The 22,945-nt window shown below is 41.0% G+C and carries 24 protein-coding genes; 5 read left to right on the top strand and 19 right to left on the bottom strand.

What is annotated here, in order from left to right:
• Window positions 1-471: 471 nt before the first annotated feature.
• From ACFVS1_RS05060 to ACFVS1_RS05005, 12 genes are all read right to left on the bottom strand, one after another.
• Window positions 472-1,065, bottom strand: a complete 594-nt coding sequence (locus ACFVS1_RS05060; RefSeq protein ID WP_387545433.1) for a SpoIIIAH-like family protein — start codon at window positions 1,063-1,065, stop codon at window positions 472-474.
• 14 nt (window positions 1,066-1,079) lie between these two features.
• Window positions 1,080-1,751 carry a stage III sporulation protein AG gene (gene spoIIIAG / locus ACFVS1_RS05055; RefSeq protein ID WP_352920006.1) on the bottom strand — a complete coding sequence of 224 codons (672 nt, stop codon included), beginning with the start codon at window positions 1,749-1,751 and terminating at the stop codon, window positions 1,080-1,082.
• 7 nt (window positions 1,752-1,758) lie between these two features.
• The gene (gene spoIIIAF, locus ACFVS1_RS05050; protein ID WP_241589693.1) at window positions 1,759-2,367 is read right to left on the bottom strand and encodes a stage III sporulation protein AF; all 609 of its coding nucleotides are present in this window, start codon (window positions 2,365-2,367) and stop codon (window positions 1,759-1,761) included.
• Window positions 2,368-2,383: 16 nt separating this feature from the next.
• Window positions 2,384-3,592, bottom strand: coding sequence for a stage III sporulation protein AE (spoIIIAE, locus tag ACFVS1_RS05045; RefSeq protein ID WP_387545429.1), 1,209 nt, complete (start codon window positions 3,590-3,592; stop codon window positions 2,384-2,386).
• Window positions 3,593-3,625: 33 nt separating this feature from the next.
• A complete protein-coding gene (spoIIIAD, locus tag ACFVS1_RS05040) occupies window positions 3,626-4,006 on the bottom strand; it encodes a stage III sporulation protein AD (RefSeq protein ID WP_241589925.1) in 381 nt (126 codons plus the stop codon).
• 23 nt (window positions 4,007-4,029) lie between these two features.
• Window positions 4,030-4,233 (bottom strand): stage III sporulation protein AC, encoded by a 204-nt coding sequence (gene spoIIIAC / locus ACFVS1_RS05035; protein ID WP_034308319.1) that lies wholly within the window; start codon window positions 4,231-4,233, stop codon window positions 4,030-4,032.
• 21 nt (window positions 4,234-4,254) lie between these two features.
• The gene (spoIIIAB, locus tag ACFVS1_RS05030; RefSeq protein WP_352920000.1) at window positions 4,255-4,770 is read right to left on the bottom strand and encodes a stage III sporulation protein SpoIIIAB; all 516 of its coding nucleotides are present in this window, start codon (window positions 4,768-4,770) and stop codon (window positions 4,255-4,257) included.
• Window positions 4,763-5,695, bottom strand: coding sequence for a stage III sporulation protein AA (spoIIIAA, locus tag ACFVS1_RS05025; RefSeq protein ID WP_352919997.1), 933 nt, complete (start codon window positions 5,693-5,695; stop codon window positions 4,763-4,765). The genes spoIIIAB and spoIIIAA overlap by 8 nt, the downstream gene beginning before the upstream one ends.
• Before the next feature lie 474 nt (window positions 5,696-6,169).
• Window positions 6,170-6,727, bottom strand: coding sequence for an elongation factor P (efp, locus tag ACFVS1_RS05020; RefSeq protein WP_034308328.1), 558 nt, complete (start codon window positions 6,725-6,727; stop codon window positions 6,170-6,172).
• Between the two features lie 26 nt (window positions 6,728-6,753).
• Window positions 6,754-7,815 (bottom strand): M24 family metallopeptidase, encoded by a 1,062-nt coding sequence (locus tag ACFVS1_RS05015; protein WP_387545425.1) that lies wholly within the window; start codon window positions 7,813-7,815, stop codon window positions 6,754-6,756.
• On the bottom strand, window positions 7,816-8,262 hold the full coding sequence (gene aroQ / locus ACFVS1_RS05010; RefSeq protein WP_352919991.1) for a type II 3-dehydroquinate dehydratase: 447 nt from the start codon (window positions 8,260-8,262) through the stop codon (window positions 7,816-7,818). It lies immediately after the preceding gene.
• 92 nt (window positions 8,263-8,354) lie between these two features.
• On the bottom strand, window positions 8,355-8,867 hold the full coding sequence (locus ACFVS1_RS05005; RefSeq protein WP_387545423.1) for a YqhR family membrane protein: 513 nt from the start codon (window positions 8,865-8,867) through the stop codon (window positions 8,355-8,357).
• Window positions 8,868-9,200: 333 nt separating this feature from the next.
• Here ACFVS1_RS05005 and ACFVS1_RS05000 point away from each other — a divergent pair, with 333 nt between their 5' ends.
• On the top strand, window positions 9,201-10,154 hold the full coding sequence (locus ACFVS1_RS05000) for a DUF1385 domain-containing protein (RefSeq protein WP_352919985.1): 954 nt from the start codon (window positions 9,201-9,203) through the stop codon (window positions 10,152-10,154).
• Window positions 10,155-10,292: 138 nt separating this feature from the next.
• Complete coding sequence (locus ACFVS1_RS04995; protein ID WP_048677789.1) at window positions 10,293-10,667, top strand: SA1362 family protein; 375 nt, start codon at window positions 10,293-10,295, stop codon at window positions 10,665-10,667.
• A 23-nt stretch (window positions 10,668-10,690) separates the two neighbouring features.
• Here the strand turns inward: ACFVS1_RS04995 and ACFVS1_RS04990 are convergent, their stop codons facing one another.
• Both ACFVS1_RS04990 and splB read right to left on the bottom strand, forming a co-directional pair.
• Window positions 10,691-11,572 (bottom strand): patatin-like phospholipase family protein, encoded by an 882-nt coding sequence (locus tag ACFVS1_RS04990; RefSeq protein ID WP_352919982.1) that lies wholly within the window; start codon window positions 11,570-11,572, stop codon window positions 10,691-10,693.
• 84 nt (window positions 11,573-11,656) lie between these two features.
• Window positions 11,657-12,682: a spore photoproduct lyase gene (gene splB, locus ACFVS1_RS04985; RefSeq protein ID WP_387545419.1), complete on the bottom strand. Its 1,026-nt coding sequence runs from the start codon at window positions 12,680-12,682 to the stop codon at window positions 11,657-11,659.
• A 143-nt stretch (window positions 12,683-12,825) separates the two neighbouring features.
• Between splB and ACFVS1_RS04980 the strand changes: the two genes are divergently transcribed.
• Entirely contained in the window at window positions 12,826-13,011 is a 186-nt protein-coding gene (locus ACFVS1_RS04980; RefSeq protein ID WP_241589702.1) for a hypothetical protein, read from the top strand.
• 385 nt (window positions 13,012-13,396) lie between these two features.
• Here ACFVS1_RS04980 and ACFVS1_RS04975 read toward each other — a convergent pair whose 3' ends face one another.
• Window positions 13,397-13,612, bottom strand: a complete 216-nt coding sequence (locus ACFVS1_RS04975) for a hypothetical protein (protein WP_387545416.1) — start codon at window positions 13,610-13,612, stop codon at window positions 13,397-13,399.
• 196 nt (window positions 13,613-13,808) lie between these two features.
• On the opposite strand from ACFVS1_RS04975, the gene ACFVS1_RS04970 reads away from it, so the two are divergent.
• Window positions 13,809-15,185: an esterase-like activity of phytase family protein gene (locus ACFVS1_RS04970; protein WP_387545414.1), complete on the top strand. Its 1,377-nt coding sequence runs from the start codon at window positions 13,809-13,811 to the stop codon at window positions 15,183-15,185.
• 436 nt (window positions 15,186-15,621) lie between these two features.
• On the opposite strand, the gene ACFVS1_RS04965 is transcribed toward ACFVS1_RS04970, so the two are convergent.
• Window positions 15,622-18,192, bottom strand: a complete 2,571-nt coding sequence (locus ACFVS1_RS04965; protein ID WP_387545411.1) for a vitamin B12-dependent ribonucleotide reductase — start codon at window positions 18,190-18,192, stop codon at window positions 15,622-15,624.
• Window positions 18,193-18,580: 388 nt separating this feature from the next.
• The gene (locus tag ACFVS1_RS04960; RefSeq protein ID WP_352919971.1) at window positions 18,581-19,417 is read right to left on the bottom strand and encodes a lipoate--protein ligase family protein; all 837 of its coding nucleotides are present in this window, start codon (window positions 19,415-19,417) and stop codon (window positions 18,581-18,583) included.
• Window positions 19,418-19,620: 203 nt separating this feature from the next.
• Here ACFVS1_RS04960 and ACFVS1_RS04955 point away from each other — a divergent pair, with 203 nt between their 5' ends.
• Window positions 19,621-20,004: a rhodanese-like domain-containing protein gene (locus ACFVS1_RS04955; RefSeq protein WP_076365383.1), complete on the top strand. Its 384-nt coding sequence runs from the start codon at window positions 19,621-19,623 to the stop codon at window positions 20,002-20,004.
• A gap of 140 nt (window positions 20,005-20,144) precedes the next feature.
• On the opposite strand, the gene gcvPB is transcribed toward ACFVS1_RS04955, so the two are convergent.
• Window positions 20,145-21,602, bottom strand: coding sequence for an aminomethyl-transferring glycine dehydrogenase subunit GcvPB (gene gcvPB, locus ACFVS1_RS04950; RefSeq protein ID WP_352919968.1), 1,458 nt, complete (start codon window positions 21,600-21,602; stop codon window positions 20,145-20,147).
• Window positions 21,595-22,941: an aminomethyl-transferring glycine dehydrogenase subunit GcvPA gene (gcvPA, locus tag ACFVS1_RS04945; protein ID WP_352919965.1), complete on the bottom strand. Its 1,347-nt coding sequence runs from the start codon at window positions 22,939-22,941 to the stop codon at window positions 21,595-21,597. The genes gcvPB and gcvPA overlap by 8 nt, the downstream gene beginning before the upstream one ends.
• Window positions 22,942-22,945 lie beyond the last annotated feature (4 nt).

The following is a 22,945-nucleotide window of genomic DNA, read 5'->3' as shown; positions in this document are numbered from 1 at the left end:
ACCTCATCTGTATTATAACAGATATTTCACTTTCTCAAAATATTGTTTCCCTTAGAGAATTGAAAAGTTTATGACCAGCTTCTAACATCATACAATATTAGCTTATACAAATTCAATGATAGATTAGTTGTAACTTGTTATCCATACTTTTATATTACACCTTTATTATAATATTGTGAATATTTTTCAACTGGGGCACCTTAACGCTCTCTCTTGAATTTTGCATTTCACTCGTAGAAAATCAGCAATAATATCCACTTTAATTACTTTTCTAGAATATTACGGAGGATCATTAATACCGATTCTATTTGAATTCCTGATATCAATTGACATAAAAAAACTTTTCCTCTAAAGTTTCCCGGTTTGAGATAGTTAAAAAAATCATAATAAAAAGCCTCCCTTTTTTATTAAGGAGGGCTTTCAAATTTTTATGATGTTGAACTGTTCTGTATCAGCGTTCTGTATGTGTGATTACTTTTCCGGTTGGAAGTCGACCACTACATTTTGCGCATCGCTTACTTCTTTCCTTACGAGGCGGATAATATTATTGGCCTCTGTTTTGGTCTGTTTATCGGCCTTGACACTCACCTTTACATCCGTTCCGTCCACCCGGACCAGTGCAGCATTGTAATCCATGGCAACAATTAAGTTTTCGATAATATTTTCTTTTACTTTCGTTTCACTTAATTGTTCGATTTTTGCATAAGCCTCGTCCCGTTCTTCAGCTGATAATTCCGTGTTGCCCATCTTTGCAGTCAATTCTTCATTCAGCTTCGCCCGTTCATCTTCAATCTGCATCCTTAAGGATTCGAACTCATCTCCAGATGCAATGGTTACAGAGGAACCTTCTGTATTTTTGGACGTTTCTTTTTCACTTTTAGTTTCCCCTTTTGTATCCGCTTTGTTCTCTGTTTTGCTTTCAGTTTTATTTTGTTCCTTTTCCATTTGCTCTGTTGACGTCATATCGGCGGCATTTTCTTCAGGAGCGGTTAAATAATAGACTGAAAGCACAACGACCAAACTTAGCATAGTCAATAACCAAACGGTTTGTTTTTTTAATAGCATGTAAATTTTCCCCCTTATTTTTTAGGCATGACAGAAACCCTGTGACTCGGTACATCAAGTGAGCGTGTGACAGCCTCGATGATCCACTTCTTTATTTGAATGTTCTCGGCCCCTTTTGCGACTACCAGGACTCCTCGCACACTAGGTTTTTTCGTTTCCGAAATAATCGGTCCTTCTTTCTCACCGCTCTTGATCAAAACGAGCTGTTCATCAACCGATGTGTCTTCGACCGTCCTTTTGCCGCCTTCCTGGTCGGTTTCTTCAGTGACTTGTTTTTGGGTGACTTTGTTTCGTTCATATACTTTCTTCTCGGATGCATCGACGTAGATTACGACTTTTACATCCTGGACGCCTGCGATGGATTCAAGCGCTTCCTTCATTTCATTCTGTAGATATATTTCATAGTCTTTTGTAGTCTTGAATTCTGATTTCTTCTGACCGAATGTTTCAACATCCTCTTCATCATCCTGCTGTTTATCATTATTGAATACAGTCGTCACTTTTGATGTTTCTCCCGTCTGGTTGGTGGTTAACAAATTCCCGGCCATCATGATTCCCGATCCCAAAAGGACAACTATTAGAGCATAGACATACAGGGAAGGTTTTTTTTCCTTAGGCTCTTTTTGGTCAGGGTCTTTATTTAATAGTTTTTGCAGCCAGGATAATGGACCTTTGTCTTTGTTCAATACTCAGTCACTTCCTTTCCCCGGCGATTTCAATGATCTCTTCATCAACAGACCAACTTGTTGCCAGAAACCTTCTGACAGCATCCAGATTGGCATCATTTGAAGTGGATGGGCTATCTGCATTGATATCAACCTTCGCTACTGCCTCTATCTCCGAGTTTTCTTTCCCTTCTGCCTTTTCCAATGAGATGGTTATGTTCTGCAGATCATCAGCACCAGGTGCTTCTTCATTCTTGACCCCTACATCAATTGAACTAATCTTCATGTTATAATCCACCATCAGCTCCTCTTCCACTTCTGCCTGTAAGTCAACAGCCATTTGTTTTAAAATATATGCACCCTGGGTAGCTTGTATTTCTTTTTTCTTCATTTCTGTCAAATTTCCTAAATCTTTTTTTTTCTGATCCTCAAATTCACTAGTAGCTGCAGTGAGAATATCATCAAAATCCTTGTTGAATAATCCCAATATAGGAGTGATGATGATCGCAATCAGTAAAAGTCCGATAACCATTTTGGCATACTTCTGTAAAGCTGAATTCGGAAGGAGCATATCGATCACAGTAGCCAGCAATACAAATATGATGATGTTGGATACCCAGCCAGCTAAAAAACTCACCAAGCCCTCCTCCTTTCTAACGAACCATCAGAGTAATGTTTCCAGATGCGATAATTACCGTGATACTTAAGAAAAACATGAGTGAGACAATGGCCAATGCAGCGAAAATATAAATCATGCTTTTACTAATAATGTCGAGGCATTTTATTACAGGTCCTCCGCCAAGCGGCTGCAAAAGACTCGCTGCCAATTTATAGACAAAAGAAATCATCAGGATTTTTATGGCGGGAAACGTGGTAATGAGCAAGAGTATGATGACGCCAGACAAGCCGACTGTATTCTTCAAAAGAACGGAGGCACTTATGACCGTATCGGTTGCATCGGTAAACATGCGCCCTATTACCGGTATAAAGTTACCTGTCACGAATTTGGCCGTCCTGATCGTCACTCCGTCAGCTACAGCAGATGATGCCCCCTGTACGGATATTACACCAAGAAATATGGTCATGAATGCCCCAAGGATACCGATGGCAAAATTACGGAAAAGCTGTGCCAGCTGTGTCACTTTATAATGTTCGGTCAGCGTGCTGACGATGCTTAAAATCGCTGAAAAGAATAATAACGGAAGGACGACAAACTGGATCAAGATACCGCTTGTATTCATCAAAAACATTAATACCGGGTGAAAGAAAGCTGCTGATACAAGTCCCCCTGAAGCAGCTATCAATGCCAAGAGTAAAGGGATGAGCGCCATTAAAAAGGAAATCATCAAATCTATCGTATCTTTTGTATATTCAATCGCCACATGAAAACTGTTAAGGGCCAAAATGATCAGCACCATATAAACGATTGCATAAGCGACCTTACTCACGGAGTTCTGCTCGAACGCATTCTGCAAAGACTGGAGGAACATGCTGAAGACGGTTAATAAAATGAGTGATCCTAGCAGCTTTCCATTGACGAGCAGTTCATGAAAAATGAATTTTGTCATTCCCTTTATCCATTCCTCAAAGGAAAATTTCTTATCGCCGCTTACGAAGTCCATGAAGCTCCCTTTTTGGCTTTCCGGTAGAAATCCTCCATATTCCGTAACGATGTCATCCCAATATTGTTTGAGCTCATCGACACCCAGCCTTTCTATTTGGGCTTGTACCAGCTCGGACTGCATGATCGGCTCTTGTTCGATTTCACCATTTCCAGGATTTTCGGCAGCTTGTCCAATAGATGCATGCAAAAAAAAGAGTAAAACGAATAGAATGGATAAGTAAGGCATCCGCTGCTTCATACATTCACCTCATTGACTAGTAGGAGTAATCCCTTAACTTGGGAGCATCTGTATAATCGTTTCGATAATGACCGTTAAAATCGGAATCGCCATGGCAAGAATCAAGATTTTTCCGCTTAATTCTATTTTGGAAGCGAGCGAACCTTGCCCTGCATCTTTTGTAATTTGAGAAGCGAATTCTGCAATATAGGCAATTCCAATTATTTTCAAGATGGTCTCTAGATACACGGTATTTACATTCGCATTAACCGCAATTTTTTCTAACATTAAAATAATTTCGTATATTTTGTCAGCTAAAAAAAGAAAAATGGAGCAGCCTACAAAAACGACAAGCAGGAATGCGAAATTTGGTTTTTGCTCTTTCACGATCAGTGCCAAAAAGGTGGCAACTAGGGCAATGGCCACGATTTTTATGATTTCAATCGCGAATCCCTCCCTTACTGAAATAGAAATACAGATTTAATTTTTTGAAATAAATCCTCTACTACAGAAGCTACCATGAATAAAATATAGATGAATCCGAAAAGTGTCACCCACTGGGCATATTCCTTCTTCCCAACCTGATCTAGTATCGTGTGAAGAAATGCCACTACTAGCCCCACACCTGCTATTTTAAATATGATGTCCACATCAATGCCCATTTTCATTCCCCCCACATATTCCTACATCAGTAAGATGATCAATAATAACCCTGATAAAAACCCAAGACTTTTCATCATTTTTTCATATTTTCCCTGTCGGTCGAGTGCATCGCTCTCTTCCCGTTCCAAGTGTGCCATCGTTAGCATGATTTGCTTTTGCTGATGATATTTATCGCTTTTTCCAAGCGTTTCCCCAAACTGTGAAAGAATCTCGAATTCTCCCTGTTTTAAAGCAAGGGATTGCCATATTTTCTTCAAACTATCATCCCATGCTTCCTTGACGGTGGTCTCTCCGGAGTCGAGTCGGTTTGCAAATGCATCGAAAAAGATGGATAAAGGTTTGGCCATCTGTTTGGAAAGTTTCCTTGACGCTTCTTTCAAAGGTGTATGACCAAACATGATTTCGGCTTCAAGCGATTGCATGGCGACTTTCAGCTGTCTCAGTTGACGAGGCCTCATACTTAATTTTTTCGCAGCTTCGAAACCTGCCCATGTCGTTGCAATGATAATGATCGCTGCACCTATTAACTTAAACATGCGGGTTCACACTCCCCCCCAAGAAAATGGGAACTCCGGCAGCATCAAGGACATTGTAGCTCCTCTTACCGGATTTACTTCTCTGTAATTCTATAAACCGTTCAAAGATGTTTTGCTTTAATATTTCGGCAATAAAAGGCCGCTTTTTAATTTCATCCAGTGTATGGCCATGTGTAGTTATCATGAGTTTAATACCTGCGTTCACGGCTTCCAGCACAGCCAGCGTATCCGCTGCGCGGCCTATTTCATCCACAATCAATACATCCGGGGACATCGAACGGATCATCATCATCATCCCTTCCGCTTTAGGACATCCATCGAGCACATCAACCCTTGTTCCAAATTGGAGCTGCGGCACACCATGAACACATCCGGCAATTTCCGAGCGCTCGTCCACTATCCCCACCTTTTGAGGGGCAATGCCATGTTTTTCATTACCACTGGATATCATTCTTGCAATATCACGTAATATGGTCGTTTTTCCCGTTTGCGGAGCACCGATCAACATGGTATGCTGCCATTCCCCGTCATATAAGTAAGGAGTGAGCGGTTCAGCTGCACCTATTTTTTCACGTGCAACCCGAATATTGAATGAGGAAATATCCCTGATCGCTTTGACCGCTCCATTTTCCAGAATCACCTTGCCAGCAAGCCCCACCCGATGTCCGCCTGCTATTGTTATATATCCTCGCTTTAATTCTTCTTCAAGTGTATATAACGAAAATTGACCTATTTGATTCAATAATTGATCCGCATCCGAATGGGTCACTTCATATGAAAAGAAGTATGGTTCCCCTCCTACAATGACCTCAAGCGGCCTTCCAACCCGAATTCGCAGTTCTTCCATCTTATCGATCATCATCGGTGTCATACCCCGGAGTTGCTCGTATAATTTTTTCGGTAAAAAAGAAAGAATCGTTTCCATTTTGACAATCCTCCTGTATACACCACTTTCAATAAAATATATGCCGACCAGCCTGCAATGATGACAGGCTATTAAAGAAACAGACCATTTATTGATTTTTTATATCTTCCTGGATCAAAAAAACAAAAAAAGACCGAGAAATTAATCCCGGTCTACAGTCTGTAGACAAATTCGAAGAAAACGAGTTTTCCTAAGTTTTTTTATGGCTTGGAGATTAAAGAGGGCCATCGTGTGTACAATTCATCCTCATCCATTTGTGCGGCTCGTTCATTTTTATCACAGTGTACAGAAAGTAAGGACCATCAGAAAGTGGTGACACTCCTTATTTGGCAAGAATAAATGGAAGAAGCAGATCATCTACGTCATCATGAAGTCCAATCCAATAAAAAATCAAAAAGGTTTCGGAATAAGACCATTCCGAAACCTTTTTGTCTAAAATTTGAGGCCGAGAAATTAATCTCGGCCTCCTTTCATTTATGCACGTGATACGTAAGAACCTTCATTAGTGTTGATCAATAGTTTGTCACCTTGGTTGATGAAGAATGGAACTTGAACCGAAAGGCCCGTCTCAAGTACGGCTGACTTCGTGCCGCCTGAAGATGTATCGCCTTTAATTCCCGGCTCCGTTTCCGCCACTTCAAGTTCCACTGTGTTTGGAAGCTCGACCCCAAGTGTTTCCGCTTGGAAAGTCATGATATGCACTTCCATATTTTCCTTAAGGAATTTAAGTTCACGTTCTATGCTTGATGCAGGAAGCTCGATTTGGTCATATGTTTCGTTATCCATGAATACATGGCTATCTCCACTTGCATAAAGGTACTGCATCTTGCGGTTTTCGATATGTGCTTTAGCAACTTTTTCACCAGCACGGAATGTTTTCTCTTGGATTGAACCCGTACGAAGGTTACGAAGTTTAGAACGTACAAAAGCTGCACCTTTACCAGGTTTAACGTGTTGGAACTCGATAACCTGCCAAATTCCATTATCTACTTCAATCGTAACACCCGTGCGAAAATCGTTTACAGAAATCATAAATTTGTCCTCCTACATGTACATGTTTACAGAATGATTAACTCTTTGGTTGAATGAGTAAGTGCTTCGTTACCATCAAGTGTAACGATTGTATCATCTTCAATCCGCACTCCGCCTACCCCCGGTATGTAAATGCCCGGTTCAACGGTTACGGCCATACCTGGTTCTAAAATGATATCAGACCTAAAGGATAATGCTGGACCTTCATGAACTTCAAGACCGATTCCATGTCCAGTCGAATGTCCAAAATACTGCCCATATCCCTTTTCTTCAATTAGATTTCGAGTTAGTGCATCCGCTTCCTTGCCAGTCATACCAGGTTTGATCCCAGCCATTCCCCGCAGTTGAGCTTCTAAAACAATGTCATAAATATTAATAAGTTCTTCACTTGGCTGGCCAACCGCTAATGTCCGAGTGATGTCAGACACATACCCATTATAGTATGCCCCGTAATCCAATGTGACGAAATCGCCTTTTTCGATGATTTTATCCGTAGCCACTCCATGCGGAAGTGCGGACCTTAAGCCGGATGCTACAATAATATCGAAGGAAGAAGAAGTTGCCCCTTGTTTCCTCATAAAGAACTCAAGTTCATTGGATACATCCAGTTCCGAGATCCCTGGACGCAGGAAATCCAGAATATGTGTAAACGCAGCATCAGCAATAGCAGCCGCTTCCTTTAATATCTTAATCTCTGATGAAGTCTTTATCAAGCGTAATTTCTCGATTATCCCCGAGACCGGCAAAAGTTGACCATCAATGGCCGCTTCGTATGCCTTATATGTAGCATAAGTCAGGTGTTCTTGCTCAAAGCCCAACTTGCCGATATTCATCGCCTTAGCCTGCTTTCCGACTTCTTCGATGATGGTTCCTTTGTGTTGAACGATCTCATAGTCCGGCGCCTGCTTGCCCGCTTGTTCCACGTATCGGAAATCAGTGATGAATTTAGCTTCCTTTTGGGAAATAAGGACAACGCCTGCACTTCCCGTAAAATTGGTCATGAATCGACGGTTATATGTACTGGTAATCAAAAAACCATCAATGCCCGCCTTTTCCATTGAGGCTCTTAAGCGCATTAGTTTATTCATTTAATTTCTCCCCTTTGCAATCTTTGTGATCGCCTGCAACGCCAATTCATATCCGTGTATCCCCAAGCCGACAATCTGTCCCGCAGTTACCGGTGCGGTCACTGAATCATGCCGAAAGCTTTCACGGGCATGTATGTTCGAAATATGCACTTCCACCACTGGAACATCAATTCCGGCTATTGCATCACGAATCGCATAGCTATAATGAGTAAAAGCTCCAGGATTAATGATAATCCCGTCGATCCCATGATCCTCTGACCAATGGAGCTTGTCGATAATCGCTCCTTCATGGTTCGTTTGAAAAGAAGTCAATTCCACATCTAACCCTTGAGCTTGCTGCATTAATTGCGCTTCCACATCCGCAAGCGTCGAGGATCCATAATGCGCAGGTTCCCGCTTCCCCAAGCGATTTAAATTCGGACCATTGATTAGTAAGATTTTTGTCATCATCAAACACCTGCTCATGTTAAAAGAATGCTTTCCATGAACATTCTATCATAATTACAAATTGTCTTACTACTTTTTTACAACAGAAGCAATCAGCTTTCCGATTGCTTCTCGGCTTTGTTTTTTTGACGGATATATTCCTGTTGATCGTATGATATAGAAAACCCTACAAAAAGACCATATAAAATACAAATGCATACACTAGTTATAACCGTATTTGCAGACATTTTAGAAAAGGTCGGCAAATCGACGAACATCGGTTTCAGGACAAATACCATCAAAGCCCAGCAAACCACCCCCAAAATAATACCTGGAAAAATACTCTTCATCCTTTTAAAAAGACTATAGTATATAAAAGCGATCCCCATGGATAGAATTCCGAACAAAATTATCGTCATTACCGTACCGAGCCAATGATCGATCCAGGTCATATTGGACCACGAGGTAAGTATGAATTTTGGGCTAAAATCCATAAAGTTAAAATAATGGACTATGATGCCGATAAAACTGGCAAAAGCCCCCCCAACAAAACCGACAGCAAATACATTGTAGATTAACATGCTTTGATATTCCTGTTGAATTTGTCCCTTTTCATTAGAAGACATATCAATCACCTCCGCTACGTAGTATGCCCTTTGTTAAATAGAACTATTTTTTTTTATTCTTAGAAAGGAGAATCACTAGAGGTTTTGTGATTTATTCTGTATGATTAAATCATAAATAATCTGCTTTTTTCAGAGGAAAATACCCATCCTCTGTTGAAGTTTATAATGTACACGGGATACTACTTTCCTGTGATTCAACATTCATAAAGTAATTGCAGGGTTAAAGCCTCCATTCAAATTTTGGAGGAGCGCCTATACCCTTGTGATGCTTGATAATAAACATGTTAGCACCCTTGAGAGAGCTACGTGAATAACTATTAGGTTGGTGTAGAAATGTCTGAGGTTCAAAAACCCGTTTACGGAGGGCAGGCTGTAGTGGAAGGCGTCATGTTCGGCGGCAAACATCACACAGTCACCGCGGTACGCCGCAAAGATTCGACGATTGTATATTATCATCTGCCTCGTGAATCGAAACCTGTTGTCAACAGATTAAAAAGAGTACCGTTTCTACGGGGTATCGTATCACTGGTTCAGTCAAGTGCCACCGGCTCGAAACATCTGAACTTTTCAACTGAACAGTATGAAGAAGAAGACGGGGAAAAGCAGGAAGAAAAGAAAAATGAAACGAAAGAATCTTCTAAAATGAGTGTATGGCTTGGAGTTGCCGTAATCGGCGTTCTTTCCTTCCTATTTGGGAAGCTGCTTTTCACCTTGATTCCAGTCTTCCTCGCAAAATTGACAGAACCCATTTTCAGTGGCCATACGGCCCAGGTATTAGTGGAAAGCTTGTTCAAATTGATCTTACTGCTCGTATATATTTATGTAGTATCCATGACGCCATTGATCAAGCGGGTCTTTCAGTATCACGGAGCAGAGCATAAGGTGATCAATTGCTTTGAAAGCGGAAAAGAATTGACGGTTGCGAATGTGCAGGCAAGTTCCCGCCTTCATTATCGCTGTGGCAGCAGTTTTATTTTATTTACTGTCATTGTAGGGATGTTTGTCTATCTTCTTGTACCAATAGATCCACTATGGGTTCGTGTCGTCAATCGCGTTTTGCTTATCCCCGTCGTGCTTGGCATAGCCTTCGAGGTATTGCAGTTGACCAACAAAGTAAGGGATATTCCCATTCTGCGATACCTTGGCTATCCTGGCCTTTGGCTGCAGTTATTGACAACCAAAGCCCCGACAGATGATCAAGTCGAAGTCGCATTAGCCTCATTCCAAGAATTGTTGAGGATGGAAAAGGAAACCAAAAAAGGGTTAGAGTCGGATGTAATTGTGTAAAACATCTATACACATTTTGATGATGAAAAATCATATACTAAACTAAGGGAATAACCTTCATCTTTTTCAAATATTTTACATGAAGAATGTTTAAAATAAGCTAAAAATGCTTATGATGCTCTTAAGGAGGTGTCTTTGTTGAAACGTTTCATATCTTTCATGATATACGGAATCATCGCCCTCGGAGTCCTCGGACTATTGAGCCGACTATTTAATGACCCGATTGGCTTTTTTAGAAACATTCTCATAATAGCCATTGTCGCAGGGATTATTTATATGATTTATACCGGATTAACAAAGGGAAAACCAGTTAAGAAAGAGCAGCAAGCATTCCGAAAGGCTGCCCGCCAATCGAAAAAAAGGCTAAAAAACCGAACTTCGAAAAAAGACAATGTGGCTAGCTTCTCTGCAGCAAAATCATCAAAGAAAATAAAATGGAGAAAGAAAACGGATAGTCACTTAACCGTCATCGAAGGGAAAAAGAATAAAAAGAAAAATCGGGCTTCTTTTTAAGAGCCCGATTTTTTTATTTATCATCAATAAGTCCATGTTTTAAGGAATTCTTTCGTGTACAGTCTGCCCCGTTTCATCAATTCACCCTTTTGTTCATCATTCAGATTGAAATCCATTGCAGAAATTCCCTTCATCGGGATAAATACAATATTATGAACGTGTTTCTTGGAGATATATCGTGCATCATGGGCATCTTTCATCGTTTTGAATAGTGCGGAGAACAATTCAACCGCATTATCCACCTTATGCGGTTTCCATATCTCATCGACACTTAGCCGCAAGCCTATGACCGGCCGTTCCTTCCTTACATGATCTGAATTGAATAACCACATAGGAAAATTGCTCAAAACACCTCCATCAACAAAAAGGAATTTGCTTTTTCCGACATCGAGTTTGACTGGCTCAAAAAAATAAGGAATGCTACAACTCATTCTTACTGCCTTTGCAACTGGAAATGTGATCGGATCAATGCCATAGTTCGGTAGATCATCAGGCAGAACCACCAATTTCCCATTTGTGATGTCAGAGGTTATGATACGAAGGGATTTCGGTCGAACATCCTTAAAGGTGACTACATTCCTTTCGGCAAGTTTACTGGAAATCCAACCTTCCAACGCGTCGCCTTTATAAAGGCCAAGTTTCCAGTATACAAGGAGCCATTTGGCAAGCGGGATAGGCAAAAGACCACGCCTTTTATCCAGCAGGCCGCTTAAATCTATATCAAGAAATAGCTTTTCCATTTCTTTTCCGGTGTACCCAGCTGCCACGAAAGCTGCAATTATGGATCCTGCACTTGTACCGGCTGTCCGATGGAATACAAAACCCCGTTCTTCTAATTCCTGCAGGGCTCCCACTAAACCATAGCCTTTAATCCCGCCTCCGGAAAAAACGCCGTCAATAATCATAGCTGCCCTCCCCTAATCCGGTCTTTACATTTCTAAGCAGGATTAGAGGGATTTATGACAGTTTTAATCAGAAAAATGCCTACATTAGGTAAAATACTGAATTTCCGCTTTCGGGAAAAATTCCGCGATATACCCACGAATGGTTGTTTCCAGTTCTGCCGCTTCTTCGGTTTGATAAACATATTTACCAATGCCATATCGGCCCCATTTATATTTACGCTTGGTTTCGTCCAGTTCCAATTTAGTTTTCGGGTAGTTTTTTTGAATCACTTTTTTTGCTGGACCAGTGAACCGATGCTGGATTAATTCAAAAGTCAAATCCGGTATATCCACCCCTTTTAACGCCTCACTCAATCGTTCAAATAATTCGTAATACCCCTCCTTCCATGCTTCATGACGATATATTGGAGCTACGATAAAACCCAGGGGATATCCGGCACCTGCCACTTTGCGTGCAGCTTCCATCCTTTGCTCAAAGCTCGAAGTGCCTGGTTCGAAATTCTTTATCACAAAACGCGAATTTATACTGAACCGAAATCTCGTTTTTCCATTATGTTCAGCATCCAACAGATGATCGACATGATGAAATTTAGTTACGAACCTTAAAACCCCATATTCACTTTTCCCAAAATATTCTATGGCCCTTTTTAAAGAATGTGTCAAATGGTCAATTCCGACAATATCCGATGTACAGGCTGCCTCAAAACGGGTAATTTCAGGCTTTCTCTCATTTATATATTTTTCGGCTGCCTCGAAAATCTCGTCAAGATTCACATATGTCCTAATATACGGTTTCGCTCCGAGTGTCGTCTGTAAATAGCAATAGTGACAATGCCCCATACACCCTGTAGCAAGGGGTATGGCATATTCAGCAGATGGCTTTGAAGAATCGAATTTCAATGTTTTTCTGATTCCTACCACAAGCGTCGATTTTGCGACACGATATTTTTGCAAATCATTTTCCCCAGGAAGATCCCTGATTTGGTTATGTGATGTGGTCTCACGGATTTCAATGTTCAAATCTTCGAATTTCTTTTTCAATTCTTGGCCAAGCGGGTATTCCAATGCCCTGGGCTCGATATAAACTAACTGCGGCATAAATGGTTTCATTTCGTTCTCCAATCTTTTATCGATTTGTTCATACTTTCAATCGAACTACACAATCTAATTCATAAGGATAGTTTTTCTTTATTCTGTTATCCTCATCATTGTTTTTACTTGGAAATTTAAAATGAAGGAGATGGAGATGCAATATGGCTAATAAACGAGACTTCTTGACAAATGGAACGGGGAAACAAACAATCACTGTCCAAACAGATAATAAATATCCAAACCCAAGGAATATACCTGGTGACTCTGTCGATGAATTTTCGGTATTGAAAGATGGCAATCAATATCTAGCCGAAAAGGAAATAAGGCAGCAAAATGAAAATGGTTGATTGAACGCAAAAAGAAGACCGAATTTACGATGATTCGGTCTTCTCTATTGGTGTAGCTTTGGATTAAATTTTGATCAAAAACACCTCACAAACCCACATTTTACGTGAAATAAAAGAAACCATTTTGAAAAAAAGTTTGATCAAAACGGTTTCTTTATTTGTGAAGCCTTGCACATTTTTTGTAAAAAAGTTTGATAATTTTCTGTGGGCCAATCTTTAACATAAGCTTCCGTTAGCACAAGAACCGAACCGATTGTCCCTGATCAGAACTTTTTACCTTTTAAGTGCGCTAATTAATTCAGAAAAAGTGCTGACCCCCAGTGCGGTAATACTTGACTGTATCGGGGGTCAGGCACTTTAATCAACAACTCTGGTCTTGATCTATTTATTCATGGATAATAAACTGTTCTCTTTCTTCGTCCGTCAAATCGATTGGATTTTTTCCATGTTCAGCACAATATTTGGACAAGGCTCTAAACCGAACTTTAGGTTCATTTGTTTCCCCTGGTTTTATATATACCCCATCCGGAAAATGACTTTCAAACTCTTCAATTTCTTTGAGCCTTTGCTTAAGACATATGAGTATTACAAAAAGACTCATTTCCATTTAAACCCAAAAGAAAGCATTAAACAAAATGCAGCCCGTCAACGTCATATTGACCAAGCATTAGCTTTAACTTATACGTTCATAACACGATTATAAATAAAGTATATTTATCCTATTTTTACAAAAAATTAATATCTCAATCATTTTATGATGCTATAGTAACAGTTAATACAACTATAGGGGGCCTATTATGAAACGCATTTTTGCAGCATCGCTCTGTACAACATTATTAGCAAGCTCACTTTTAGCGGGGACAGCCTCAGCTAAATCTAATATTGATGTGAAAAAATATTCAGTTAGCGTTAATTCTCATTTATTCGCACCTGCACATGATTCAGTTTCTGACGTATTTCCTTATGGATTTGTTGGAGGCTTTGGTTCTGCACTAGCCTTCAAATCATACGACAAGAAAACCGGAGAATATGAATTTTATGCCCTGACAGACCGAGGTCCAAACGGCGATGCACCAACCTACTTAGAAAATGGACAAGCATCAGCAAGTAAGTATTTCCTATCACCAGCATTCAAACCGCAAATTGGGATTTTAAAGATTAAAAAAGGTAAAGCACAAATTAATGAAAGTATTAAATTAAAGAATAAAAATAACTCTTATATTACAGGACTACCAATTGCTCCTGGTAAAACAGGTTCTTCTCTAGAAATTCCACTTTTACCAACGATGGAAAAACTAAACTATGATCCTAACGGTATGGACCCAGAAGGAATTGCTGTAGATAAACAAGGTGATTTCTGGATTTCTGATGAATACGGTCCATTCATCGCGAAATTTTCAAATAAAGGTCAATTAGTACAAAAACTTCAACCAGGTAACGGTCTACCAGAAATCTTGAAATATCGAATTCCAAACCGTGGCATGGAGGGATTAAGTATTAGCCCTAGCGGAAAGGTTTTTTCATCCGTGCAAAGTATTTTAGATATTAACGGAGAGACAAACAATGCCCTATTTACACGTATTGTTGTTTTTGATCCAAAGAGTAACAAAACAAAAATGTATGCTTACCCAGTCAATATGTCAAAATTTAAAAAAGCTATGGACTTGAAAATTGGTGACATTTTCGCAGTAAGTGATAAGCAGCTTCTCGTTATTGAGCAAGGCAAGGATATTAATGGCGAGATGAGAAACGTTATTAACCTCGTCGATCTTACAAAAGCAACAGACCTAACCAATAAAAAAGTTAATGGAAAAGAGCTTGAAACAATTAACGATCCTGCAGAATTGAAAAAGCTTAACATTCAAATGGCCTCTACGAAGGAAATTCTTAATCTCCGCGAGCACGGGTGGGATATGGAAAAAGCTGAGGGCTTAACTTTACTTCCTGATCGTAAAACATTAGCCATCGTAAATGACAATGACTTTGGTGTCGCAGTCTCAACGGATAACGGTGAAAAGATTACTGACTTAAGCTACGATTCTTTAACAAAGAAATGGACTTTAGATTCAAAAGAAATACCAACTAATGTGAAATTTTCTGCTAATTCACCTACTGAACGAAAAAATGCGGTATGGCTCTTCACAATTCCAGAGCTTACTAAGTTACTGAAATAAAGAAGTAAATAAAGCAGTGAAGCTATAGTCTTCGCTGCTTTATTATAAGATCTAGAACTTGACCAATAATATTAATTGTGACTAAAAAATCTGTAGTCATCTCAGCTGGTTCACCAGTTTTAATTTTTATATTTAATTTTTTCATTCAATTCTTTTTCTTCTAATAACTTCTAAGCATTTCCTGCATGCCTTTTTTCTGAAAGATATAAAATAACCTCTTTAGTATTCTTTACCTAAAGAGGTTATTTTATATCAAACTATATTACGGATTATTAACTCTTATTTCTAATTATCAATATTTATTCCAAAAATCAAACTTTATTACAAAGCAACAATTGGCATGTAAGTGAATAGTGTTCCTAAAAACATTTAAAACACTAAAAAAAGCCGTTAAGCTAGCTTTGCAGCATACCTTAACGACTTCCCTTACTTCAGCTTATAGCCCGCATTTTAATTGTGCTCCGCAATTCGTGCAAGTATTGCATCCGCCCATTTCCTGGACTTCTCCTTTACGGCACACCGGGCAAGTGTTGCCCACTTCCGACCCAATCGTAACGTTAGTCGAACGCAGTTCATTTATCGTATCGACCAATACGACTTTTTTCTTTACTTCCACATCAGTCAATTCATCCATTTCAAGCTGCTCGTCCATTTGGTTTTCTTCCGCTTTGAGCGTAAGAACCTGACTGTCACGGCTGCCATCCACATATACCGTACCGCCTTTTGCTCCGCCTTTGTATAGACGTTCATAAACTTTTTCAACTTGTTCGACAGTATATCCTTTTGGAGCATTTACCGTTTTACTGATCGAGCTGTCAATCCAGCGTTGAATGATGCATTGAACATCAGCATGTGCTTCTGGAGCTAATTCCATAGCGGAAATGAACCATTTTGGAAGCTCTTCTGTATCGGCTTCTGGATGGCGGTCCAAGTATTCCTGAACAATGTCAGCCTTCACTTCAATGAATTTACCAAGACGGCCGCTGCGGAAATACGTGAAGGAGAAATATGGTTCAAGACCTGTTGATACTCCAACCATCGTTCCTGTGCTTCCTGTAGGGGCCACTGTCAATAAATGAGAGTTACGGATGCCATGTGCAGCAACACTTTCCCTGATATCTTCAGGCATTTTTTCCATAAATCCGGTTTGTGTGAAACGTGTTCTTAGCTCATCGGTTTCTTTGTCCGTTGACCCGATCAGGAACGGGAAACTGCCTTTTTCTTTAGCGAGTTCCACGGAAGCCCTGTAAGCTGTCGTCGCAATCGTTTCAAACACCTTGTCAACCAGGATATTTCCTTCCTCAGAGCCATATTCCGTCTCACAGTAGATCAAAAGGTCATGCAGACCCATGACACCAAGTCCAACCCGTCGCTCGCCCAGTGCCTGTTTTTTGTTTTCATCCAAGAAATAAGGAGTTGCGTCAATGACATTGTCCTGCATACGCACACCGACTTCGACAGTCTGCTTAAGCTTCTCGAAATTAACCGTTTTGCTTTCTTTATCAGCCATTTCAGCCAGATTGACGGCCGCAAGGTTACACACTGAATATGGGGCCAATGGCTGTTCTCCACATGGGTTCGTGGCTACGACCTGTTGACCGTATGCTTTGGCATTCGTCATTTCATTAGCATTATCGATAAAGAAAATACCTGGTTCAGCAGAATATGTTGCACAAATGTTTATTAAATTCCAAAGCTCTTTAGCTCGGATTTTACGGTAAACACGGACTTTGTGCCCCATTTTCTCCCATTCGCGAACATCACCGACATTATGCCATTCTTCATTGTAAATGGCCATTTCCTCGGCATTATAGCTTTCAACATCTGGAAAACGCAACTCATATTCCTCATCTTGTTCCGCCGCTTCCATAAATTCCTTAGTCAGGCAAATCGAGATGTTGGCTCCAGTCAGAAAATCAGAATTATGGACACTGTACGTTCCCCCTGTACGGAGCTTTTCTTCTGCATCCCTAATAATTTTCTCGCTAAATCCGCCTTGGCCAGGAATCTCCTTATAATTAATGATCCCTTGATACATAGCCGTTTCCTGTTCCGTGTGCGGCGTGAATTTCAATTTATCCGTCGCATATTTCTTGATGGCTTCATCTTGAGTATTTTCCACTAGGTAACGCAGAATCCTTGGGTTTTGCATTTTAGAAATGATGAACTCCGCAATATCAGGATGCCAATCAGCAAGCATAATCATTTGCGCGCCCCGTCTGCTACCGCCCTGTTCAACAAGATGCGTCAGTTTTGCAATATCGTCAAGCCATGAGACTGAACCGGAGGATTTTCCATTTACCCCTTTTGCCAGAGTGTTTCTAGGACGCAGTGTCGACCCGTTCGTTCCCACTCCGCCGCCGCGACTCATGATTTCCATCACTTGTTTTCTATGTTCTGAAATCCCTTCACGTGAATCCGGTACGAATGGCATTACATAGCAGTTGAAATAAGTAACATCCGTATTGGAACCCGCCCCGTATAATACTCGACCTGCCGGGACAAAATTAAGGTTCTTTAATTCTTCATAGAATTTATTGAACCATTCCGTTCTCTTTTCTTCCGTGGTTTCCACTGATGCCAATCCCGTTGCATTACGTTTCGCAATTTGTTCATAGTATATTTCAAGCGGCTTTTCGATTATATCCAACGGACGGTTTACAATTCCCGTCTCCACTTCTTCCGGATTATCCAATACGCCACGGAATTCTTCATCCACCAATACTTTGGCTTTTTTGGTTTCCCAATCAATTTCAACGATGTAACCGAGACCCCTTGCCGGGAATTTCGGATCTTCCTTAATCGTCAACACGACGAAATCGCCTGCCGAGAGTGTGATTTTTTCAGTATCCTTAAAAGAATAGCGGTCAAGCATGACTAGACGGGACACTCCCTTATGTGCCATTTTCATATCAGCAGTTACAGGGTGAACCTGGGGAAATAAAGAAATATCCTTATTCAACCTTTCTAGATCAACCTTTAAAGCTTCTTTTATTACAACCGACATAATTCCCTCTCCTTTATATGTTTCATGATCCGTTCTTGCTGCCGCAAAAATCCTTATGTAACCTTACATGTCCGTTTCGCTTAACAAGTACCCTAAATTTATCATAGCGAAACTCAAAAATCAATATATAGTGTCGTATTAAATATTTCAACCACTATATATTGTGTTTGTTTTGAATAACTTTTTATTTTGTCAAACGATAAATCAATTAATATAGTTAGCAAAAGGGAGGAAAATGTCGATTTACGATAATTTTTCATCAGATTTCAATTAATTTGGACCTTGCTTTTTCCCCATCCCTTTTAGGGCTTATCCCTGCAAGGGATGTGTTATTTGGTCAAACAAATCTGAAAAAACTTTTTTATTATCCACTCTGATTTTGCTTCCTCTATCTCATGAGATTCCATTCATCGCTTTCATATTTGCTTTCTGCAATGGCCTTCACTTCCAGCAATTGCTTTTCGGTAAGGACATATGGCTCTAAATCGACCGAAAGTCCTTCGGCAAAACCTTTTTCAAAAGCTTCTTTCGCCTCAGGGATGGTAATCTTTCTCCCTGCGATGTCATTTATGGCCACAGCTTTGTTTTTTAGGTTTTTTTGCATTCTCTCTTTAACCCTGTCATTTGAGAATTTAAATACGCTAAAGAGTTTATCATCATCAAGGTCAAGCAAAATGGATCCATGCTGAAGGATGACGCCTTTTTGCCTGGTTTGAGCGCTGCCAGCGACCTTCCTGCCCTCAACGACCAGTTCATACCAGCTTGGAGCATCAAAGCAGACCGAAGACCTGGGCGATTTTAAAGCCGCTTTTTCCTGATCGGTCCGAGGCACGGCAAAATAAGCATCCAATCCCAGATTCCTGAATCCCATTAATATTCCTTCAGAAATGACACGATATGCTTCAGTAACGGTAGTCGGCATTCCCGGATAGGATTCTGGAACGATTACGCTATAAGTCAATTCATGCTCGTGCAGTACCGCTCGTCCTCCTGTTGGCCTGCGGACAAAACCAAGACCCTGCCTTTTGACCTCTTCCAAATCAATTTCCGCTTCCGCCTTTTGAAAATAACCGATCGACAATGTAGCTGGATCCCAGCCGTAAAAGCGTATGATTGGCGGAATTTCCCCTTTGCTTTGCCAGTTTAACAGCGCTTCATCCAGCGCCATATTAAAAGCCGGTGAACAATACCCCGAATCTATAAAACCCCATTTATCTTTAGCCATCCTTACCCCTCGTTTCGATAGACTGATTTTCAATACCCCACAAAAAACTCACATGTAGTAGTTTAACAGACTTTAACACTCTAAAAAAGAAAGTACTATCAAGTCGATGAAGAATTTGATGAAAATTCTTTTTGATTATTGCGTAAAGCAATTATATAATAAAGATTGTCTGTATTCGTTAAGGTAGAAGGGAGTTTTTATGTTTGGAAATATTATATACACTGCTCATCATCTTAGGAGTGGTTATTGCGTATTCACTTTTTAATTGGTACCGCCAGCGTAAAATCGTTAAAACACTAACACAGGACGAATTTATCGCTAACTACAGAAAAGTGCAGCTAATCGATGTGCGGGAGCCGAATGATTTCGATAATGGTCATATCTTAGGCGCAAGAAACATCCCTATGACTCAAATGAAAACACGCTTGGTCGAAATTAGGCCGGACAAGCCTGTATATTTGTACGCTCAAAGCGAAATCATCAGCGGCAGAGCTGCAGCCATGCTATACAAAAAGGGCTACAGGGAACTTTTTCACCTAAAGGGCGGTTTCAAAATGTGGACCGGGAAAATCAAAGCAAAGAAGTAAGACCCCATCTCCGCATGGGCTCTTTTTAATTCAATAGCTCAAGGAAAAGAAAGTTAACTGTTGGACTTTAATGAACTCTTACATAAACATGAAAAATCCCCGCCGGCAGGCAGGGATTTTTTTTCGTATAAGCTATCAATCTAGGCTTGATAACGCAGTACAGGTTTTCTTGCAGCAAGAGTTTCATCAAGCCTTTTTATAACCGTAGTATGCGGAGCTTCCTGAACGATTTCAGGGGTTTCTTCCGCTTCCTTGGCAATCTGGATCATCGCATCGATGAACGCATCCAGCGTTTCTTTTGACTCGGTCTCAGTCGGTTCTATCATCATTCCTTCTTCCACGTTCAACGGGAAGTAAATGGTTGGAGGATGGTACCCGAAATCCAGCAATCTTTTGGCTATATCGAGAGTCCTTACCCCCAATTTCTTTTGCCGGCGTCCGCTTAATACGAATTCGTGCTTACAATGACGATTATATGGCAGGTCAAAAAATGGTTCCAACCTACGCATCATATAATTGGCATTGATGACAGCATTCTCGGTGACGGCTTTAAGGCCATCAGGACCCATTGAACGGATGTACGTATATGCCCTCACGTTTATCCCGAAATTACCATAATAAGGTTTTACCCTGCCAATCGATTGCGGACGATCATAATCAAGAACGAATTGCTCCCCTTGCTTGACCACAAGCGGTTTAGGCAAGTAAGGAATCAAGTCCGCTTTCACTCCGACAGGACCAGAACCCGGACCGCCGCCGCCATGCGGGCCTGTGAATGTTTTATGGAGATTTAAGTGAACCACATCAAAGCCCATGTCACCCGGGCGTGCTTTTGATAGGACTGCATTCAGATTGGCTCCGTCATAATAAAGCTTCCCACCTGCATCATGGACAAGTTCTGCCATTTCCAAAATGTTCTCTTCAAACAATCCCAATGTATTGGGGTTCGTCAACATCAAGGCCGCCGTATCCGGTCCGACAACACGCTTTAAATCTTCAAGGTCGACTAATCCATTTTCATCGGATTTCACTGTAATCGTTTCAAGTCCGGCAACAGTGGCAGAGGCAGGATTCGTACCGTGTGCAGAATCGGGTACAATCACTTTCGTCCGTTCTGTATCGCCATTCGCTTCGTGAAAAGCGCGAATCATCATTAACCCTGTCCACTCACCATGTGCACCTGCTGCAGGCTGTAATGTCACTTGGTCCATCCCGGTGATTTCCGTTAAGTGTTCCTGCAAATCAAATAAGAGTCCCAATGCTCCCTGAACGGTAGCTGGATCTTGATATGGATGAATATGGGCAAAGCCGTTGAAGCGCGCCACGTTTTCATTTATTTTCGGATTATATTTCATCGTGCATGAACCCAGCGGATAAAAACCCGAATCCACCCCATGATTCCGTTTGGAGAGTGCTGTATAGTGACGCATGATATCCAGTTCGGACACCTCAGGCAGCTCTGCCTCTTCTTCACGGATGTAGTCGGCAGGAAGAATTTCTTCGAGCGGAATAGTTGCAACATCCATTTCTGGCAGACTGTACCCGATTCGACCGGAAGTACTGATTTCAAAAATGAGTGATTGATCTTGATTATTCATGTTGATCCCCCAATTCCTGCGCAAGTGCATCAATTTCTTCTTTTGTTCTAAGTTCAGTTACCGCAACCAGCATATGGTCTTTCAGCTCAGGATAAACCGTCCCTAAATCAAAGCCGCCGATCATCCCTTTTTCAAAAAGGTTTTTATTGATTTCTGAAAACGAAGAAGGCAGTTTAATGACAAATTCATTGAAAGAAGGACCATCGAATATCACTTCCACCCCTTTTGCCATAATTGCTTTTTTCGCATAATGAGCTTTTTGGATATTTTGCACGGCCATTTCTTTGACACCCTTTTTCCCAAGCGCGGTCATTGCAACAGAAGCTGCCAACGCATTCAAAGCTTGATTGGAGCAAATGTTGGAAGTGGCTTTGTCACGGCGAATGTGCTGTTCTCGGGCTTGAAGCGTCAGTACGAATCCCCTTTTACCATTTTCATCCACTGTTTGACCGACGAGGCGGCCCGGAACTTTCCGAACAAGTTTATTAGTAACGGCAAAATATCCACAATGAGGTCCACCGAATGCCGCTGGAATGCCGAATGGCTGAGCATCCCCCGTTACGATATCTGCACCAAGTGCACCAGGGGATGTCAAAGCTCCCAATGCAAGCGGATTACTGGAAACGATGAACATCGACTTGACACCATGTATGATTTCTTCCATTTCTTTCAATGGCTCGATGCGGCCAAAAAAGTTCGGATATTGCACGATCACTCCTGCAACTTCCTCATTCGCCAATTCCCTTAAAGCAGCTAAGTCCGTCACACCGTCTTTATAAGGAATTTCGACCACTTCCACGCGTTGCCCTTTCGCATATGTCTTAACGACTTCTCTTGATTCAGGATGAACGGTTCCTGAAATGAGAATCTTCTTGCGTCGTGTCTGGCCTGAAGCAAGCATGGCTGCTTCAGCTAGCGCCGTCCCGCCGTCATACATGGAGGAGTTAGCTACATCCATGCCCGTCAATTCACATATCATCGTTTGATATTCAAAGATCGCCTGAAGCTCCCCCTGTGAAATTTCAGGCTGATAAGGTGTATAAGCCGTATAAAACTCAGAACGGGATAAAACATGATCGACAATGACCGGCGCGTAATGGTCATAGACACCCGCACCAAGGAAGGAAGCATAGGTTTTAAGGTCCGCATTCTTGGCAGCAAGCCTTGATAATTCTTTCATTAATGCAGGTTCCGATTTAGCAGGCTTGATATCGTATTCTCCTTGAAAACGAACGCTTTCAGGGATATCATTGAAAAGTTCTTGAACAGAAGATACCCCTATCGCTTCCAGCATTTCTTGTTTATCTTGCTCTGTCATGGGTAAATAACGATGTTTCATCTAA

This window comes from Peribacillus sp. NPDC058075 (assembly GCF_042885195.1).
Taxonomy (GTDB): domain Bacteria; phylum Bacillota; class Bacilli; order Bacillales; family DSM-1321; genus Peribacillus.
Note: the sequence above shows the minus strand (reverse complement) of the source record. Positions and strands in the feature narration are given on the sequence as shown.